This is a genomic window from Streptomyces sp. NBC_01450, assembly GCF_036227505.1.
GTDB lineage: Bacteria > Actinomycetota > Actinomycetes > Streptomycetales > Streptomycetaceae > Streptomyces.
In genome coordinates, this window is record NZ_CP109480.1 from 6472365 (window position 1) to 6491110 (window position 18746).

Sequence of the window (18746 nt, forward strand, 5' to 3'; positions counted from 1 at the left end):
TTTCCTGTGGTCCAGGTGTACAACTCTTCACCTTCTTTCCGAGTCGAACTGGCGTACAACAGGTCGCCCCTCCGGGCGAACTTCTCGGAAGAGGAAGTCCTGCCCATGATGATCCGTCGGTTGTGTGGAGTCCTACGCGTGCGCGGGGTGATCGACCTGCTCCTTGTGCTCCTGCTCGGCGTCGGTTTCGTCGCGCTGCCGGTTTTCGCCCTGCTGCCGTCCCAGTGGGGTTTCGCGGCGGCGGCGGCCGTGACGTATGTGGTGGACGAGGTACTTCATGTACGCGCTCCGAGTTTCGTGCGCCGACTGGCGGCGCTGCATCTCGATCGCACCATGCGGTTCGCGGTTCGTACGGTGATGCTGCTCGCGCTGGCCAGCCAGATGGACGCGCCGGGCGTGGTGATGGTCACGGCCCTCGCCGTCTTCAGCGGTCACTTCGCGATGATGATGCTGTACACGGCGGTGCACCACGCCATCCGCCGGCGCCGGGTGCTGCCGCTGGTGGTGCGCAACCTCGACCTGAGCGAGCTGCCGATACCGCAGCAGCCGCCCGCCGTACTGTACAGACGCCACTTGCGCAAGCTCCTCCACCTGGACCTGCCGGCCCACGCCGGGCTCCTCGCCGCGCTCATCGCCGGCACCTGGGAGCCGGCCTACGCGGGCTTCGCGCTCACCGTCGGTGTGACCGTGGCGGCTGTCCTCGCGCTGCTGGGTCAGTACCGCAGGGTGCGCCGGATGCCCGCACGGGACGAGGTGTTCGCCGAGGTCAACCGCCAACTGGAGGGATATCGACCGGAGGTGGCGCTCTATTTCAGCTTCGCGGCCGTCTCCCGTGACTTCATGTACCAGGTCAACATGTGGATCGAGACGCTCGAGCAGCTCGACCTGCGCCCGGTGATCATCCTTCGGGAGCGCGCCTCGTTCCGCTACCTGAGCCGTACCTGGATCCCGGTGGTCTGCGTGCCGAAGGCCGACGACCTGGCCGAGCTCGAACTGTCCGGCGTCCGGGTCGTGTTGTATCCCGGCAACGCGGGCAAGAACGTTCACATGCTCCGCGTGGCCGAGGCCAAGCACGTCTTCATCGGGCACGGCGACAGCGACAAGCTCGCCAGCAGCAACCGGGTCAGCAAGGTGTACGACGAGATCTGGGTGGCCGGCCGCGCGGGCCGGGACCGCTACCAGCGGGTGCGGCACGCGATCAGTGACAGCGCGATCGTGGAGGTGGGCCGCCCGCAGCTGTCCCCGATCCGCCTGCACACCGAGCACGTCCCCGGCCCTCTGCCCGTCGTCCTCTACGCGCCCACCTGGGAGGGCTGGAGCGACGACGACTGCCACACCTCTCTGATCCCGATGGGCGTGCCCCTCATCGAGAAGCTCCTGACGGAGAACGTACGGATCGTCTACAAGCCGCACCCGCTCACCGGCAAGCGCTCGGCCGAGGCGGCGGCCGCCGACAAGGCGATCCGCGAGCTGCTGCGCGCCGACAACGAGCGGCGCGACCCCGCGAAGGTGGAGACCGCGGTCGCCGCCGTACGGCCCCGGCTGCGGGAGATCCAGGCCCGCCTCGACGAACTGGCCGGCCGACACGCCGGCGACGACGCCGAGCAGATGCGCGAGGCCCGGGTTCCCGACCGCGCCGGGGCGGCCGAATGGCAGGAACTGCGCGCCGAGTGGCACCGGATCTTCTGGGAGAGCCAGGGCGCCGTCCGCCACAACGTGATCCTCAATCAACTGCCGAACCTCTACGAGTGCTTCAACCAGGCGGACATCCTCATCAGCGACGTCTCATCAGTGGTCGCCGACTTCGTGGCCAGCCTCAAGCCGTACGTCCTCACCAACGCGCGCGACCTGCCCGACCACGAGTTCCGGGCTGCCTACACCACTGCGGGCGGCGCCTACCTCCTCGACCGCGAGTGCACCCGCCTCCCGGAGATCCTCGACTCGGTCCGCGCTCCGCACACCGACCCGATGGTCCTCGACCGCCGTACCCTGAAGGAGTACGTCCTGGGCCCCGACCATCCCACCTCCATGGAGCGCTTCAACTCCGCGACCAACGCCCTGGCCGCGAAGGGAGAGGCGGAGCGGGCCGAAGCGGCGATGGAGGCGCACCAGGCAAGCTCCGCGACGGCGCTGTAGCGGACCGGGCTCGGGTGACACGAGCGCGACGGCACACGGCCCCTTCGGCTGGGCTGTGTGCTCTGCCAGCTGCTGGTCGGCCGCCCGGCGTTCGAGGCCGACAGGGCAACTGCGCTCCTCTACCAGCACGTCGAAGCCGCGCCCGTACCGCCCGCACACGCCGACTGCGTACTGCCCCCGGCTTTTTTGGAGCCCATCTGCTCGGCATGCCCGCGAAGCCACATCGAGCCCGCACAGAAACCCGGCAGCGACAGGCAGAGCGCCCGGACGCTTCTCCACCACGGAGGTGACCACGCATTCCATGCGTGGGCGCACCGTCCGCAGCCGCGGAGACCGGGAAGACTTCGTCACACCCGGATCAACCCACCCCCCCCCACACCGGACACGGCCAGGCAGCAGCTCCATCCGATTCAGGCACCCGCGAAGAACGGAGACAGTGCCGCGACAGGCAACGTTCGCCCCGGCGCGGCGTCCGGCACGCTCCCCCACTGCCTCAAGGGCTTGGGAGGTGCCCCCACTCGCCACACCGGGCGAAAGCCCAAGTGCGTCCAGTGCGAGGACTTTTGGTCGGCACGCCGAGAGCACGCACCGGACGCCGCTCCTTGACGGGCAAACGTTGCCTGCCGCGGCACTAGAGGAACCGCCCTTTGTGGAACAACAGCGGCGCGACGTCGTCACCGTCGTTCGCGCCGAGCGCGTCCACCCGGCCCACCACGATCAGATGGTCCCCGCCGGTGTGCACCGCGTGGATCGTGCAGTCGACCCAGGCCGCGGCGCCCGCGAGACGCGGCGAACCGGAAACGGGCGCCGCGTCGTACACGACCCCGGCGAACTTGTCCGCCCCGCTCACCGCGAACCCGCGGCACAACTCGCCCTGGTGCGCGCCCAGTACGTTCACACAGAACACGCCCGCGCGGGCGATCCGCGGCCAGGTCGTCGACGTACGCCCCACCATGAAGCAGATCAAGGGAGGGTCGAGCGAGAGCGACGCGAACGACTGACAGGCGAAGCCGGCCGGTCCCCCACCCCCCGCCTCGCCCTCGACGCCCGGCGCGGTGATGACGGTGACACCCGTCGCGAAGTTCCCCAGCACCCGCCGGAACACGGTCTGATCGACCGGCGCCCGCTCATCGTCCCCCACCGCACGCAACTCCGGCCGCGGCAGCGCCTCGACGGGCCCCGCGACGGTGGGGGCCCCGGCCGACCTGAGGTAACGGACGGCGGCTGCCGCCATCCCTGCGTGTCCCATCACATCACCCATTGAAGCTGACGGAGTGTCAGATGGGAAGGGGTGGGGGCCGGTACTGCGCAGGCCGACGAGGGACTGACTCAGCGGCCCCGGTAGCGCGGGCTGCGTCGTTCGACGAAGCTCGCGACCCCCTCCTGTGCGTCGGCCGTGGTCATGTTGATCTCCTGGGCGGCGGCTTCGGCGGCGAAGGCGGTGCTGCGGTCGGTGTCGAGGGAGGCGTTGACCAGCTGTTTGGTGAGGGCGAGGGCGCGGGTCGGGCCGGTGGCCAGCCGCTCAGCCCAGTCGCGGGCGGTCTTCTCCAGATCGTCGGCCGGTACGACCCTGTTGACCAGCCCGAGCCGTGCCGCCTCCGCCGCCGTCAGCGCGTCGCCGAAGAACATCAGCTCCTTGGCGCGCTGGGGGCCGATGAGCCGGGGCAGCAGATACGCGCCGCCGCCGTCGGGGACCAGGCCGCGGCGCACGAACACCTCGATGAACTTGGCGGAATCGGCGGCGAGTACGAGGTCGCAGGCGAGGGCGAGGTGGGCGCCGAGGCCGGCCGCGGTGCCGTTGACCGCCGCGATCACGGGTTTCTCGCAGTCGAGGACCGCGCCGATCAGGCGCTGGGCGCCGAGCCGGATCGTGCGGGCCACGTCACCGGCCACCTGCTCCCCGGCCGACGGCCCTCCGCGCAGGTCCGCGCCCGCGCAGAAACCACGTCCGGTCGCCGTGATCACGACGGCCCGTACGCCCGGGTCCAAGGAGGCGTGGGAGAAGTGCCGAATGAGGCGTTCTCGCTGGTCAGGGGTGATGGCGTTGAGGGTTTCGGGGCGGTTGAGGGTGATCCACGAGATGTGATTGTCAGTGGCGTGCAGTACCAATGGATCAACGGGATCGGCGGGTTCGATCGGACCTGTGGGTTCGAGCGGACCGGCGGGTTCGAACGGTTCGGCGGGATCGGCGGAGTCTTCGGGGGAGGACGTCATGGGGGTGCTCCGGTTTTTACGGGGGATGGTGTGGCGGGGCCGGGCGATGACGCGGGCGCTGGTGGGCCGGGACTCAGCGGCAGACGACCAGCGCGTCCAGCGCCACCGCTCCCTGCCCCCTGGGCAGCACCATCAGCGGGTTGATGTCGAGCTCGGCGATGTCGTCCCCGAGTTCCAGCGCCATCCGCTGTACGCGCAGGACGACCTCGACCAGCGCGTCCACATCCACCGGCGGCCCCCCGCGCACACCCTCCAGAAGGGCCCGCCCGCGCAGCTCGCCGAGCATGCCCCGTGCCTGGTCCTCGCCGAACGGCGGCACGCGGACGGCCGCGTCCCGCAGCACCTCGACGAGCACGCCGCCCAGCCCGACGGTCACGGTCGGCCCGAAGAGCTGGTCGTGCGTGACGCCCACGACCATTTCCACGCCCCGCTCCACCATCTGGCACACCAGCACCCCGTCGAGCGAGATCCCCTCGTAGCGCGCGATGTCGGTGAGCTCGCGGTAGGCGTCCCTGACCTGGCTGGCGGAGGTCAGTCCGATCTTCACCAGGCCCAGTTCGGTCTTGTGGGCGATCTGGGCGCCGGACGCCTTCATGACCACGGGGTAGCCGACGAGGCTCGCCGCGCGCACGGCCGCAGCCGCGCTGGTCACCAGCTGCTCGCGCGGCACCCGGATCCCATAGGCGCGCAGCAGTTGCTTCGCCGCGTGCTCGCTCAGCTGCTGCCCCGGCCGCATCAGCGCCTGCGTCTTGCGGAAGGACGGCGAGGGGGTGCGGGGCGCCTCGTCGAAGGGGGAGCGGTAGGTGGCGACGAACCGGTGGTGGTCCAGGTAGGCGCGCACGGCCGTGATGCAGTTGGCGAAGGTCCGGAAGGTGGCGACCTTCGACGAGCCGAGCAGTGTCTCGCGGTACGCGGCCTCGGTGCCGACCGGCGAGCCCCACACCACGCACACCAGCTTGTCCGTCTGTTCCGCCGCGTCCACCAGGTCCTGCGCCAGCTTGTCGCTCATGGGAGGAAAGGGCCCGGTGATCGGACAGATCAGTACCCCGACCTCCGGGTCGGCGAGGATCGCGTCGATGATCTTCCGCCCGCGCCAGTCGCCGACCGGGTGCCCGCCGTTGTCGACGGGATTGGTCACGCTCAGGTACTCGGGTATCCACTGGTGCAGCTCGGCCTGCTTGGCGGCGGAGAGACCGGGCAGGGGCAGCCCCGCCGCCGTCGCCAGGTCGGCGAAGTGCGCGCCCGTGCCGCCCGAGATCGAATAGACGACGACCCCTTCGGCCCGTGGGGCGCCCGCGCGGGCCAGCAGGGCGGCGGTGTCCTGGAGTTCGTCGAGCCCGTCGACGCGGATCACGCCGTACTGCCGCATCGCCGCGTCCACCACCGTGTCGGCGCCGGTCAGCTTGCCGGTGTGTGAGGCGGCGGTGCGGGCGCCGGTCTCGGTGCGGCCGACCTTGACGGCGACGACGGGCACTTTGCGGCGGGCGGCGCGGTCGGCGGCGAGCAGAAAGGAGCGGCCGTCCTTCAGCCCCTCGACGTAGCAGGCGATCGCGCCGATCTGCGGCTGCTCGGAGAAGTAGGAGATGAAGTCGGCGGTCTCGAGGTCGGCCTCGTTGCCGGTGGGTGCCCAGTGGGAGAGCCGTACGCCCAGCTCCTGCATCGCGAACACCGGGCGGCCCTGGTGGCCGGACTGGGTGATGAGGGCGATCGCGGGACCGTCGAGATCGTCGCGGAACTTCTCGAAGGCGTTGAGGTTGGTGTTGGGCCCGAGGAGGCGGAGGCCGGAGCGGCGGACGGCCGCGGCGAGCCGGGCCTGCGCGGCGGCGCCCTCGGCTCCGGTCTCGGCGAACCCGGAGGCGAAGGCGACGGCGAACTTCACCTTGGCCTCGGCCAGTTCCCCGATCACGGGGAGCGGGTCGCCGACGAGGAGCACGGCCAGATCGACCTGTTCGGGCAGGTCGGCGAGGGAGGGGGAGCAGGGGATGCCGAAGACGGACCGACGAGTGGGGTGCACGGGGTGCAGTCGGGCCCCGACCCGCTCGGCCCAGGCGATCAGCTGCCGGGTGATGCCGGTGTTCGGCCGGCCCTCGGCGTCCGAGGCGCCGACGACGGCCACGGACTCGGGACGGAAGAAGCGGTCCAGATCAGGTACGCCGGCGTACAGCGGACGGCCGCTGACGTCCAGGTCGTCGACGTCGGCCGGGCGGCCGTGCACGACGGGTGAGGGCTGCTCGCCGCAGGCGATGACGCGGGCCCGGCGGGAGTCGGTGGTGAGAGTGCCGTGGGTTGATCCAAGCATCGGTCCGCCCGCTCCTGTGTGACAGCCAATTAACTGACGCACTGTCAGATTACTTAACTGACGCCGTGTCAGGAACCGTCGTGCAAGCAAAAGGCTGGGCGGCTGGCGGTTCTCGGGGTCGGCTGCCGCGCGGCCGGTCGTGCGGAACGCTGTGCGGCGGGGACCTGGTTCGTACCGTTCCTAGCGTTATTGGTCAAAGTTGGCCAACTCGCCATAATCCGGGCATGTAGTCCGGTAGCCCTCCGAACGGTCTTGAGGACCGGGGAGCAGCACGAGCTGGTCACCTCGGCGCAGCCGGGTCTTGCCGCCCTCGGGGGGGCGTGCCCGTTGTCCTGGGTGGGCTCGTGGTCCCGCGTGGCCTGGGTAGGGGTCCGGTCTGGCCGGTAGCTCTCCGCTGCCCGATCCTCTGGTCGGGAGCGGTCACACCTGGCCGACGCCGGACCCGATGGCCCAGGCCACGCCTGCCGATCGCCATCACGGCACCGTGGTGCCGCGTGACGGTGGTCTTGGTCTGCTGCTGCAAGGGGCGCTGCCAGTACCGGCCGCCCCAGATGCTGGTGTACGCCGGGTCAACGGCGATCACGACGAGGCCGGCGTGGCAGGCCATGCCGCGCAGGCGTTCCCGGAACCTGGCGGTGGGGATGCCCGCGACCGTACGGCGGAACTGCTTCCCGCGTCTGCCTCGGCCCATGGTCTCCCGCCCGGTGGCGCGGGCGTCGGCAAAGCCGAGGTTCTCGATCACAAGCCCGGCGCAGCCCTGCCGCTTCGCGATGCCCAGGAGTCCGGTGATCGCGGTTCGCAGACGCCCGTCCCGTGTTGTGCCGGGCCCGGTCAGCTCCAGCGGCACCGTGTGCGGTGCGCCGATGGGGTTGCCGTGCCCGTCGAGCACGACGGCGGCCAGGTGGTCGGCGTTGAGATCCACCGCGAGCAGCCGCTCGCCCCGCTGCCTGATCTCGTCCGGGGCGGGCGGGGGCGTGGTGTCGGCGGACCAGGACGCGTCCAGGTACCAGCGGTCGCGTGTCGCATCGGGCACGATGTCGTAGCGCACGGCCCGGTGCGCGCTCACGCGGTCCAGCCACTCCTCCCGGCGGTGGTGGAAGCCGGCGGTACAGGCCAGCCGGTAGCGGCCGCGCGGGGCATTGGCCAGGTGCCGCAAGGGCTCCGGCAGCACCAGCGTCACCGAGCCGTCGTGCGGGTCGATGGTGATCGTGTAGTTGCCGTGTGGAGCGCCGGACTCGCCGTCCGCGGTCAGGAACAGGCGGGCTGCGTCCCAGCGCTGCCGCCACTCGCGCTCTGTCAGCTGCGCGTCGGCGAGGCGGTGCCGCTTTCCTGCCAGCCGTCGGCCGCCCACCACGATGGCGGGACGACCGGCCGCGATCCGCTCCTCCACCACCGCGAGCCGACTGGCGAGCACCTGCTTACGGCGCTGCTTCTGGAAGCGTTCGTCCTGGTCGGCGTAGCCGCGCGTCCGGCCCTTCCGTCGCCCGCACGGCACAGCGAGCCGCTCGCCGATGGCGTGGATGGCACGCCGCAGACCGGCGCGCTCGTCGTACAGGCAGCGCACCGACAGTTGGTACTGGTCCTCCGAGGAGCGGGTCATCGCCCCCGCCCAGCGCGAGGAGGAAACGGCCGTCAGCTTCCTCTTTCGCGCGGCACGCTCCGTGTCCTTCCGGGACACGTTCCCCAAGGTGACACGCGCTGTGAGATCGGATCGCTGATGACCACCGAGATGCTCACCCGCCAGGGTCAGAACCCTCTCGTCCGCCGCATTGAGGCGGAGCCGGTCCCGGATCCGGGCACCCGAGGGCGCGGCGATGGTGAACGGAGCGGCCAAGGAACGCAGTTCGCGCTTCTTCTCGCGTCTACGTCCCATCGGCCCTCCCCTTTCACCGCGTGACGACAAACGTATCGGCCACCACTGACAACCGCCGTCTGCCAAGATCCGTTCACCCGTACGAGGGACCCAGTGGCCCACAACGGCCAACAAAAAAATCAACAGTTGTCGACCCGCCGCACGCGGGGCCGGAACCCGTGGGAGTGCCGCACAACCATCAACTCCCTTTGATCGTCTATGACATGGCCCTGTCGACTTACGCCGGCCAGGCCACCGCTTCTCTCCTTCTCCTCACTTTTCTTCTCACTCCTGGGGATGTCATGAGACCTGTCTCCTTCGGCCGCGCGCTGCGGCTCGGAGCCTGCACGACGCTCGCGGCCGGACTCGTCACCGTGGGGCTCACCGCCGCCCCCGCGCTGGCCGACACCGAGTCCGACCAGCTGTGGGTCGACGCACCCTCCGAGCAGACCCTGCCGCTCGGCACGGACGGCGGCGCGCCGCAGAGCCGGACGGTCGACGTGGGGATCTACCACGACAACGACCACTTCACGGTGACCGACGGCAAGGTGACCGTCGACGCCTCCGGGCTGGCCGGGGTCGGCGAGGTGACCTGGCCGGACAACTGCGCGCCGAGCGGCGCGACCGCGGTGTGCAGCGTGCCGGACGTGCCCGTGATCGGGTCCGGCTACAGCCGGCAGATCCACCTCGGGATCCGCGCGGCCGACGGCGCGCGGACCGGGGCGCAGGGCAGGATCACCTACGCGGCGACGGCCACCGGCGGCCCCGACGGCACGCTCACCGCGCCCGAGGACAGCTTCGAGACCGACTTCACGATCGCCTCGGGTCCCGACCTCTCCCTCGCCCCCATGGCCGACGTCGAGCACGCGCAGCCGGGCGGCACCGAGACGATCCCCTTCGCGCTGACCAACAAGGGCAACGAGAGCGCGCACGGCGTCAAGGTGAAGATGACGGCCTCGTACGGGCTCGACTTCCTGAACAAGTACGACGCCTGCACCTACACGCGGTCGGGCGGTGACGAGTACGCGCCGATGACGGACGTGACCTGCACGTTCGACCAGGTGCTGGCCCCCGGCGACTCCTTCGAGCTGCCCGCGCCACTGGAGCTGGCGATCACGCGGCACGCGCTGAACGACCGGCTGGACATCAGTGTCGACCCGGCCGACGGCGCGACCGACCTGGCGAGCCGCGACAACTACGCGGCGCTGCAGATCGGCACGGACAACACCGCGGACTTCTCGGTGACCGGCGCCGCGGTCACCGGTACGGCGGGCCGGACGGTGACCGCCCCGCTCACCTTCAAGAACAACGGTCCGGCCTGGTTCGCGAACCTCGGCTCCGGCGACCCGGCCGCCAAGGTCAGGCTGATCGTCCCGACCGGTACGACGGTCACCGGCGTCCCCGCGGACTGCGTCCCGCACACCCTCACAGGCGGGTACTACGGGCAGCGGACGGGCGCCCCGCGTTACGACTGCGCTCTCCCGTACTGGGTGTCCGAGAGCACCGAGCGCACCTACGCCTTCCAGCTGCGGATCGACGCGGCGGTGCCCGGCACGATCGGTGAGGTCAGCATCCATCCCGAGTTCGGCGACTTCGCCTTCGACCCGGACGCCACGAACAACACGGCGGCGCTCGCCGTCAACTGACGGCGGCTCGGTAACGCCCGGTGATGTGGTGACTCAGCGCGCGGCGCGGGTGGCTCCCGTGTCGCGCGCCTCCTTCTTCGACCCCTTCTTCGGCCCCGATTTCGAGGCCGCCTTCCGCGCCGCCTTCTCCGCCGCCCTCTCCGCCGTCCTCTCGGCCTTGGCCGCGGTCCTCGCGATCGCCTTCGCGATCTTCTCCGCGTCGAGGGCGAGTTCGCGGAACATGCCGCTGATGGGGTTGGTGAAGCCGGTGAAGTAGAGGCCGGGTGCCTTCTTCGGGGTGCGGGCGCCGTGCACGACCGGGCGGCCCCGCCCGTCGAGGACGGCGAGGTGGCCGACGATGCCCTCCAGGGCGCGTACGTATCCCGTCGCGGCGATCACGGTGTCCGGGTCGATCCGCTTTCCGTCGGCGAGGACGACCTTGTCCTGCTCGAAACCCTCCACCGCGGCCACGATCTCGACCCGTCCCTTGCGGACGGCGTTGATGAGGCCGACGTCCTGGACGGGGATGGAACCTTCGTTGACGCGGGAGTAGAGGCCGGTCCCGGGGCGGGGCAGCCCCTGCGCCGACAGGTCCGGCACGCTGATCTTGGCCATCGGCCCGGCGAGGGCGTCGACGAGGCGCACCGGCAGCCGTCGTACGAGGATCCCGGTGAACTGGGCGGCCCAGCCGGCCGTGGAGCGGCGCACGATGTGCGGCGCGGTGCGCACGGCGAGCCGTACCCGGGAGGCGCCGCCCTCGACCAGGTCCACGGCGATCTCGGCGCCCGTGTTGCCGATGCCGACGACGAGGACGTCGCGGCCGGCGTAGGGGGCGGGGTTGCGGTAGTCCCCGGCGTGCAGGAGCTCACCGGTGTACGCGTCGCGGCCGGGCCAGTCGGGCAGGCGCGGGGTGTGGTTGTGGCCGGTGGCGACGACCACGGCGCTGCCGGTCAGCTCGCGGCCGCCGGTGGCGTGCAGCAGCCAGCCCTCGCCGCCCGGGGCGGGCTCGACGCGGGAGACCTCGACGCCCGTGACGATCTCCAGCTGGTGGTGCTCGGCGTACTTCTCCAGGTAGCGCACCACGTTGTCGCGCGAGACCCACCGCCCGAAGGAGCGCGGCATCGCGAGGCCGGGCAGTCCGGACAGCCGGCGGGTCGTGTGCAGGTGCAGCCGGTCGTAGTGGCGCCGCCAGGACGCTCCGACCTGGTCGGACTTCTCCAGTACGACGGCCCGTACGCCCTGGGCGCGCAGCGCGTACGCCGCGGCGAGCCCTCCGGGACCGCCGCCGATCACGTACACGGGGCGGTCTGTGTGGGACGGCACCGGGCGGGGTGTCGAGGAAGCAGTCGAGTCGGCCATGAGCGCGAGCGTAATCACATGGTCACTTGATAGGTCTCGGTCAAGCCCGGAATCGGTTGCGAACTGATCACGACTGTAGGAGGAGTGGGTGGGGCCGGTGGCGTAGGTCACTTGGTTGTGTTCGAAGGGTGGTGATGAATGGTCAGGGGCGATGAGAGGTGATGAGGGGCGATCGGGAGGGGAGGGTGGCGTACGCCTCTTGCGCGGGCGCTCTCCGTGCGCTGAACTGACGTACCGTCAGATACCGAAGGGGGCGTGGACTGCCATGGACACGATCTGGCTCGGCGGGGCGGAGTGGCTGGCCGTGCTGCGGATCGGGCTCGGGCTGTGGTGGCTGGAGAGCTGGCGGCACAAGGACAAGAAGGGCTGGTTCGAGCGGGGGACCGGGATCGCGTGGGCGGCGGACGTCGCGGGCAAGCACCGGTGGAACGCGGTGCGTTCCGGCTTCGACGTCGTGGTCGCGCCCCGGCCGCGGACGATGGCGTACGTCGTGGTGTACGCGGAGCTGGCCCTCGGGCTGGGACTGGTGGCCGGGTTCCTGACGCCGATCGCGCTGGTCGGCGGGCTGCTCCTCAACGTCCTGTACTTCACGCTCATGATCCACGACTGGGCCGAGCAGGGGCAGAACGCGATGATGGCGCTGATCTCGGTCGTCGCCTTCTTCGGGATGGGTTGGCAGACATGGTCGCTGGACAGCGCGATCGGGCTGTTCTCGTGAGCGGGGAGCGTGCGCCGGGCGGGGCGCGTTTCGATGTGCCCGAAGTCGACGCCTTCACCCGGCCGTACTGGGACGCGGCGGCGGAGGGGCGGCTGCTGATCCGCCACTGCGCCGACTGCGACCGGGCCCACCACTACCCCCGCGAGTTCTGTCCGTACTGCTGGAGCGAGGACGTGCGCTGGCGGCCCGCGAGCGGGCACGCGACGCTCTACACCTGGTCCGTCGTGCACCGCAACGACCTCCCGCCGTTCGGCGAGCGGGTGCCGTACGTCGCCGCGGTCGTCGACCTCGCGGAAGGGCCGCGGATGATGACCGAGGTGGTGGAGTGCGAGGGCGACGCGCTGCGGATCGGGATGGGGCTCGAGGTTGCTTTCCGGGCCGGGGTGCCCGTGTTCCGGCCCCTGTGAATAATGGCCGGATGTCCGACGTTCACGAGAAGTCTCCCGCCCACCCTTTCCCCGTGATCGAGGGCCACGGTCTGCGGCTGCGCCCCTGGGACCCGGAATCCGAGGCCGATGTCGCGACCTGGCTGCGCGGGCTGACCGACCCGGAGTTCCAGCGCTGGAACACCCCCGTCAAGGTCGTCCGGGATCTGGACAGCGCCCGCGACTCGCTCCGCTCGCGCGCCGAGGCCGTCGCCGACGGCACCGCCGTCGCCTTCTGCGTCACGGACGCCGCCACCGGCACGATCCTCGGTCACATAGGCGTCAACGACATCAACCACGTCATACGCGTCGGCATCGTCGGCTACTGGGTCCTTCCGGAGGCCCGCGGCCACCAGGTCGCCACCCGCGCCCTCGCCCTGGCGGCCCGCTACGCCTTCGGCGCCGTCCGTCTGCACCGCATCGAACTCGGCCACGCCCTCGGCCACGACGCTTCCTGCCGGATCGCCGAGCGGTGCGGGTTCCCGTACGAGGGGACGCTGCGCGAGGCGATGTTCGAGTCGGGGCGGCACGACGCGTTCCGGGACGTCCACCTGCACGCACGGATCGCGACGGACCCGGAGCCGACGCTGCCGGGCGTAAGACTGTAGGCCTCGCCGGACGCCCGGAAAATCGGAGCGCCGGGCATGCCGTGAGCGGGATCATGCCCTGCATGACTCGTGACGCGCACGGCTGGGTGTTCACCCACGATCTGGACGAATTCCTCACGAGCGCGGGGGATTTCCTGCGCTCGCGGCCCGCGGCGCACACCGTGGCGCTGTCCGTGACCGACGCGCTGCGCAGACGAGGGCCGGACGTGTACGGGCAGGAGGCGCCGTTCTTCGGGCGGCTGGCGGACGTGGACGGCCATGTCGACGGGGTCGGTGGTGTGTCGGCCGTGCTGTTCCACACTCCGCCGTACCAGCTCAACCTCACCGACCTCCCGGCGGAGGACATCGACGCGCTGGCCGGGCGGCTCGCGGGCGAGGGGTACTCGTTCCCGGGCGTCGGCGGTCCGGTGGACACGGCCGCGGAGTTCGCCGCCGCCTGGGAACGCCACGCCGGCGCGCGGGCCCAGCTCAGGAGAAGCGAACGGCTGTACCGGCTCGGTACGCTCACGCCGCCGACGCCCGTCCCGCCCGGCCGCGCCCGCGTGGCCGGTGAGGGCGACCACGCGCTCGTCGCGCGCTGGTACACCGAGTTCGCCGGGATCTTCGGGCAGAACGAGAGGCAGGACCAGGACCGCTGGGCCGAGAGCCGCATCGCGTACGGCGGTGTCACGCTCTGGGAGACGCCGGACGGTACCCCGGTGGCCATGGCCGGAGCCACCCCCCTGATCGCCGGGCAGATCCGGGTCGCCCCCGTCTACACCCCGGCGCCCCTGCGCGGACGCGGCTACGCGGGGGCCGCGACCGCCGAGGTCAGCCGGGCCGCGCTGGCCGCCGGAGCGGACGAGGTGCTCCTCTTCACCGACCTCGCCAATCCGACCAGCAACGGCCTCTACCAGCGCATCGGATACCGCCCCGTCGCCGACTTCGCCGTCTACGACTTCGTGAAGTAGCGGCCTTCTTCGAGGTCCTCGACGAGGCCGGGTCGGCCGGGGCGCGGCCTGTTTCGAAACGGTGCATGCGTTTCAGGTATCACGGCAGGTCAAGGCCCAAAGTGTGCTGTCAGCCCATGAATGCGAGCGATACCATGAAGGCATGACGTCCGACTCGTCGCCGCCTCCGGTGGACCTCGATCTGCGCCTCGTGCGGTACTTCACGGTCGTCGCCGAGCACCAGCACTTCGGCCGTGCCGCAACCGCCCTACGCATCGCCCAGCCGTCCCTGAGCCGGCAGATCCGCCGCCTCGAACAGCAGCTCGGCGCCCGTCTGCTGGACCGCACCCCGCAGGGCAGCCGGCTCACCGAGGCCGGCGAGGTCTTCCTGCCCCAGGCCAAGGCGCTGCTGAGGTCGGCCACTCAGGCGGCGGCGCGCACCCGGGCCGCCGCCCAGCCCAGCCGTGTCACCATCGGCTACACCTCCGGCATCATCGTCACCCCGGCGGTGCGCGAGATGCGCCGGCTGCACCCGGACGCCGAGGTGATCGCCCAGCACCTCGTCTGGAACGACGCCCACGCGGCCCTGGTCGAGCACCGGGTGGACGTGGCGGTGACCCGCCTCCCGACGCGGACGGACCAACTCCACGTCACGATCCTCTACGACGAGCCCCGCGTGCTCCTCGTCCCCTTCGACCACCGCCTGGCCGGCAAGGAATCCGTCACCCTCGACGACATCGCCGACGAACCCCTGCCCCGGGTGTCCGACTCGGCCTGGAACGCGTTCTGGCGCATCGACCCCCGCCCCGACGGCAGCCGGGCGCCCGACGGTCCGCTCATCGAGGCCCTGGAGGACAAGTTCGAATTCATCGCCTCCGGGCAGGCCGTGGCCATCGTCCCGGCCGACCCGCGCACCGAAAACATCCGCCCCGACCTCACCACGGTCCCCCTGCACGGTGTCGAACCGAGCCACGTCGTGCTCGCGATCCGCGCCGACGACCGCGGCCGCCTCGTGACGGCCTTCCGCAAGTGCGCCCAGGCCCACCTGACCGGTCCCGAGTCTCAGGGCCAGAGCAGCTCCTTGCGCCAGCCTCCGCCCTCCGAAGAGGGTTCCGGGCGGCGGTAGACGAGCCGTAGGTGTCGACGCCTCGCGTCACCCTGGAAGAACTCCACCTCTTCCGGCCGGAGGCGGTAGAGGGTCCACGTCGGGGCCGGGGCGTCGGGCTCGCGCTGAGCGCGGTCCCAGGCCTCGTCCGAGACCCGCACCAACTCCGCCACGGAACCCAGCACTTCACTCTGCCCGCCCACGAGCGCGGCGGCCAGCGCCCCCGTCGAACGGGCGTGCAGATCCGCCTGCCCCTCCTCGGCCGGGGCGACCTCGACCGGCCCCCGCAGTCGGATCTGACGGCCCTGGGCGGGCCAGTAGAACCCCAGAGCCGCGTACGGGCGCGCGGCCAGCTGGCGGCCCTTGCGGCTGGTGACATGGCTCGCGAAGGCCCAGCCGTCCGCGTCCGCGCCGTGCAGCATCACGATCCGGACGTCGGGCAGCCCGTCCTCGTCCGCCGTCGCCAGCGACATCGTGTGCGGTTCGCTCTGCCCCGCCGCGACCGCGTCCGCGAACCACTCCGTGAACAGGGGGAGTGGTTCGGCGGGTGCGGATGCCGGGTCGAAGGAGGGCAGCTCTACGTCCCACACCCGCAGTGACCTGAGCAGCTCGTGAAGATCCGTTCCCATGCCCCAAGTATCACTCGGAGGTCCGACAAAGCTGCGCAATGAGCACCCCGTGCAGCAGCTCCGCGTCCACGAACTCACCCACCTCCGGTGCGCCGTGTCCCCAGCTCAGGGGGTACGTGTTCCCCTCCGGCGCGGGTACGCCCACGTACTCGTCGTGCGCCGAGCGCGTGAACCGGCGGACGCCGGGCGGCCAGTCGTGCTCCGCGCCCTCCCCGGGCGCGAGCAGGAAGTACGTCCACCGGCAGCCGCTGGTTTCCTTGACGACCGGTCCGGGGTGACCGTCGGTGAGCTCGACGAGGTGGTGCAGCACGGCTTCCCCGCGTACGCCGCACACGCGGACCGCGTCGAAGTGGACCCCGGCGAGGCGTAGTTGAAGCCCGGACCGTGGGACCCAATTCGGGGTGAGTTTCTTTGTCATGACTATGAGCGTGACGGTGGTTGCGTAGCGTGACTAGATGAACACGGTCCACATTGGCGGTTGTGGGGAGGATGGTGGTTGTTGTGGGGGCCAATGGTGGGGCGTCCGTGGGGCGCAGGTTGGTGGGGGAGTTGTTGCGCATTCAGCGGGGGCGGCGGGGGCTTACGCAGAAGGAGGCGGGTGAGTTGTTACTGGTCTCCGAGTCGATCTTCGGTGCGTACGAGAGGGCCGAGCGAATCCCGCCGATCGAGTTCCTCAAGGACGCGGACAAGGGACTCGATGCGAGGGGTGCGCTCATCGCGTGCATCGAGATCACCGAGAAGGAGAAGTACCCGCCGACGTTCCTGGACTGGGTGCGGCTGGAGCGGCACGCGCGGGTGATCAGCGCGTACGAGACGATGCTGATCCCAGGGTTGCTCCAGACCCCGGCGTACGCCCAGGCGCTGTACGAAGCGCGGCGACCCGCATACACCGAGGAGGAGATCGATCGTCACGTCACCGCCCGACTGGAGCGGCAGGCGGTGCTGACGCGTGACTCACCGCCGTATGTGGGCTACGTGATCGAGGAATCCGTACTGGAACGGGATCTCGGGGGCGCGGAGGTGCTGAAAGAGCAGTTGCTGCACATCTTGGAGTGCAGCCGGACGATGAAACAGCACCTCACGGTTCAGGTGATGCCGACCAAGCGGCACACGCATGCGGGAATGCATGGTCCGTTGCAGCTGATGGGCACGGAAGAAGGGCGCATGCTCGTGTACCAGGAATGGCATGGCGGCGCTACGGTGATCTCCAAGCCGGAGCAGGTGAACGACCTGTTCGAACTTTTCGGCATCCTGCGGGCGCAGGCGCTCAACCCCTGGGAGTCCGCGGAGCTCATCGAGCAGAAGGCGGGAGAACTGTGAACATGACCGAACTTGCCTGGTTCAAGTCGAGCTACAGCAGCAACGAAGGCGGCGCCTGCCTCGAAATAGCCACCCGCCCCGAAATGGTCCACATCCGCGACTCGAAGAACCTCACCGGCCCCACCCTCGCCGTCACCCCCATCACCTGGACGGCCTTCCTCCGTGCCGTCCGTTGAGGCGCTCAGCGGGCGTCGCTCTCAGCGGCGCCCTCCTGCTCCCCCTCGCCGCCTGCGGCCCCCTCGCGGAGGACCCCAAGTCCTGGATCTCCGCCCCCGAGGTCTTCTATCTGCGTCCCGTCGGTGACAAATCCGGGCCCAAGGCCAAGATGCCGTTCCATCTGCAGGCCGAGGACGTCAAGGCGACCCGTCGCTACGGCACGCAGGATCACCGGCTGACCGTCGACGTGAGCGGGTCCGAGGGCGTCGTACGGCTGAAGGCGGTCGGCCTGCGCAAGGGCGGGACCCGGTGCCTCAACGACACCGTGCGTGCCGTCTGTGACGTCAGCGGTGCCTACGACAGCTGGTCGGACCTGGACCGTGTGTACCCGGTCGCCGCCGAGGGCAGCAAACCCGGCGACACCGGCACCGTGCGCTTCACGTTCACCACGAAGGACGGGAAGACGCTCACCACCCGTACCCGGGTCGTGGTCGGCGAGCCCGTGGTGAAGGTGCGCACTCTCAAGGTCGTCAAGGACGTGCGCCCGGGCGCCGACGTGACCGTACCGGTCGTCGTACGCAATGACGGCGAGGTATCGGTGAAGGGGCTCGCGCTCGAACTCGGCTCCGGGGACCTGGACTTCCGGCAGCGGTACGCCAACTGCCGTTACCCGCCCCAGCATCACGGCCACACGGCCGTCTGCCGGTTTCCCGACCTGCGTGTCCCGCCGGGCGGTTCCGTCGTCCTGCACCCGGCCCTGCGCCTGCGCGCGTCGAAGACGCGGATGTACGGCTCCTTCAGCCAGGAGGCCTGGCCGCTGGACTCGGGGCCCGGGCAGTACACCGTGGTGCCGCCGGGCGGTGACCCCGGTGACGGCCCGCCTCTGACCGCCGAGGTCGTGCACGGCGGCGAAGGCACCGGCGGCACGTTCGCCGAGGGAGACGTCTACACCGACGTGCGTCTGGACACCCACGCCGACTACGAGGTCTTCGGCGTCGAACTGCGGGGCAGCCCCGGCACGAAGCGCTCGCTGCGGCTCAAGGTCCGCAACAACGGGCCCGGTATCCCCGGCGCGGGTACGAAGCTGCTGTTCACGCCGCCGCCCGGCACCGTGCTGGAAGAACCCATGGAGGCCATCGACGAGGACGCGTACGAGCCGTACTGCGACTCCGACGGCCCGGCGTACAGCTGCCTCGTGGGCCGACTCGACCCCGGCGAGACCCGTGACTTCGAGTTCACCCTGAGCCTCGACGGGCCGGGGCAGGGCAGTGTGGTCCTCCAGGACACCCAGCCGTCCACCGGCCGCCGCGACCCGGTCCCGGCCAACGACACGGCTCCTGTCACCGTTCTGCCCTGACCTTCCGTATCCCT

At 70.6% G+C, this 18746-nt stretch carries 17 protein-coding genes; 10 read left to right on the forward strand and 7 right to left on the reverse strand.

The window, feature by feature from the left end; all coding sequences use genetic code 11:
- Positions 1–138: 138 nt before the first annotated feature.
- Positions 139–2136: a hypothetical protein gene (locus OG568_RS28940; RefSeq protein WP_329533655.1), complete on the forward strand. Its 1998-nt coding sequence runs from the start codon at positions 139–141 to the stop codon at positions 2134–2136.
- 631 nt (positions 2137–2767) lie between these two features.
- On the opposite strand, the gene OG568_RS28945 is transcribed toward OG568_RS28940, so the two are convergent.
- The 4 genes from OG568_RS28945 to OG568_RS28960 all read right to left on the reverse strand — a co-directional run bounded on the left by OG568_RS28945 (position 2768) and on the right by OG568_RS28960 (position 8522).
- Positions 2768–3385: a flavin reductase family protein gene (locus tag OG568_RS28945; RefSeq protein ID WP_329533656.1), complete on the reverse strand. Its 618-nt coding sequence runs from the start codon at positions 3383–3385 to the stop codon at positions 2768–2770.
- Between the two features lie 80 nt (positions 3386–3465).
- Entirely contained in the window at positions 3466–4350 is an 885-nt protein-coding gene (locus OG568_RS28950; RefSeq protein WP_329533657.1) for an enoyl-CoA hydratase/isomerase family protein, read from the reverse strand.
- Between the two features lie 73 nt (positions 4351–4423).
- The gene (locus OG568_RS28955) at positions 4424–6649 is read right to left on the reverse strand and encodes an acetate--CoA ligase family protein (RefSeq protein WP_329533658.1); all 2226 of its coding nucleotides are present in this window, start codon (positions 6647–6649) and stop codon (positions 4424–4426) included.
- Between the two features lie 280 nt (positions 6650–6929).
- The gene (locus OG568_RS28960) at positions 6930–8522 is read right to left on the reverse strand and encodes a hypothetical protein (protein WP_329533659.1); all 1593 of its coding nucleotides are present in this window, start codon (positions 8520–8522) and stop codon (positions 6930–6932) included.
- A gap of 281 nt (positions 8523–8803) precedes the next feature.
- Between OG568_RS28960 and OG568_RS28965 the strand changes: the two genes are divergently transcribed.
- Positions 8804–10147, forward strand: coding sequence for a hypothetical protein (locus tag OG568_RS28965; RefSeq protein WP_329533660.1), 1344 nt, complete (start codon positions 8804–8806; stop codon positions 10145–10147).
- A 33-nt stretch (positions 10148–10180) separates the two neighbouring features.
- Here OG568_RS28965 and OG568_RS28970 read toward each other — a convergent pair whose 3' ends face one another.
- Positions 10181–11485, reverse strand: coding sequence for a flavin-containing monooxygenase (locus tag OG568_RS28970; RefSeq protein ID WP_329533661.1), 1305 nt, complete (start codon positions 11483–11485; stop codon positions 10181–10183).
- A gap of 265 nt (positions 11486–11750) precedes the next feature.
- Between OG568_RS28970 and OG568_RS28975 the strand changes: the two genes are divergently transcribed.
- From OG568_RS28975 to OG568_RS28995, 5 genes are all read left to right on the forward strand, one after another.
- Complete coding sequence (locus OG568_RS28975; RefSeq protein WP_060898543.1) at positions 11751–12203, forward strand: hypothetical protein; 453 nt, start codon at positions 11751–11753, stop codon at positions 12201–12203.
- Positions 12200–12610 (forward strand): Zn-ribbon domain-containing OB-fold protein, encoded by a 411-nt coding sequence (locus OG568_RS28980; protein ID WP_329533662.1) that lies wholly within the window; start codon positions 12200–12202, stop codon positions 12608–12610. The genes OG568_RS28975 and OG568_RS28980 overlap by 4 nt, the downstream gene beginning before the upstream one ends.
- Before the next feature lie 11 nt (positions 12611–12621).
- Positions 12622–13236: a GNAT family N-acetyltransferase gene (locus OG568_RS28985; protein WP_266650057.1), complete on the forward strand. Its 615-nt coding sequence runs from the start codon at positions 12622–12624 to the stop codon at positions 13234–13236.
- A gap of 62 nt (positions 13237–13298) precedes the next feature.
- Positions 13299–14186 carry a GNAT family N-acetyltransferase gene (locus tag OG568_RS28990; RefSeq protein WP_329533663.1) on the forward strand — a complete coding sequence of 296 codons (888 nt, stop codon included), beginning with the start codon at positions 13299–13301 and terminating at the stop codon, positions 14184–14186.
- Positions 14187–14328: 142 nt separating this feature from the next.
- Entirely contained in the window at positions 14329–15291 is a 963-nt protein-coding gene (locus OG568_RS28995; RefSeq protein ID WP_329533664.1) for a LysR family transcriptional regulator, read from the forward strand.
- On the opposite strand, the gene OG568_RS29000 is transcribed toward OG568_RS28995, so the two are convergent.
- The gene (locus tag OG568_RS29000; protein WP_329533665.1) at positions 15228–15899 is read right to left on the reverse strand and encodes a pyridoxine/pyridoxamine 5'-phosphate oxidase; all 672 of its coding nucleotides are present in this window, start codon (positions 15897–15899) and stop codon (positions 15228–15230) included. The genes OG568_RS28995 and OG568_RS29000 overlap by 64 nt on opposite strands.
- A gap of 10 nt (positions 15900–15909) precedes the next feature.
- A complete protein-coding gene (locus OG568_RS29005) occupies positions 15910–16317 on the reverse strand; it encodes a hypothetical protein (RefSeq protein ID WP_329533666.1) in 408 nt (135 codons plus the stop codon).
- 107 nt (positions 16318–16424) lie between these two features.
- Here OG568_RS29005 and OG568_RS29010 point away from each other — a divergent pair, with 107 nt between their 5' ends.
- From OG568_RS29010 to OG568_RS29020, 3 genes are read left to right on the forward strand one after another with little or no spacing between them, the layout of a single operon-like run.
- A complete protein-coding gene (locus OG568_RS29010) occupies positions 16425–17219 on the forward strand; it encodes a helix-turn-helix domain-containing protein (protein WP_329533667.1) in 795 nt (264 codons plus the stop codon).
- 2 nt (positions 17220–17221) lie between these two features.
- Positions 17222–17395, forward strand: coding sequence for a DUF397 domain-containing protein (locus OG568_RS29015; RefSeq protein WP_329533668.1), 174 nt, complete (start codon positions 17222–17224; stop codon positions 17393–17395).
- Positions 17392–18732 (forward strand): hypothetical protein, encoded by a 1341-nt coding sequence (locus OG568_RS29020; protein ID WP_329533669.1) that lies wholly within the window; start codon positions 17392–17394, stop codon positions 18730–18732. Before OG568_RS29015 ends, OG568_RS29020 begins: the two co-directional genes overlap by 4 nt.
- Positions 18733–18746 lie beyond the last annotated feature (14 nt).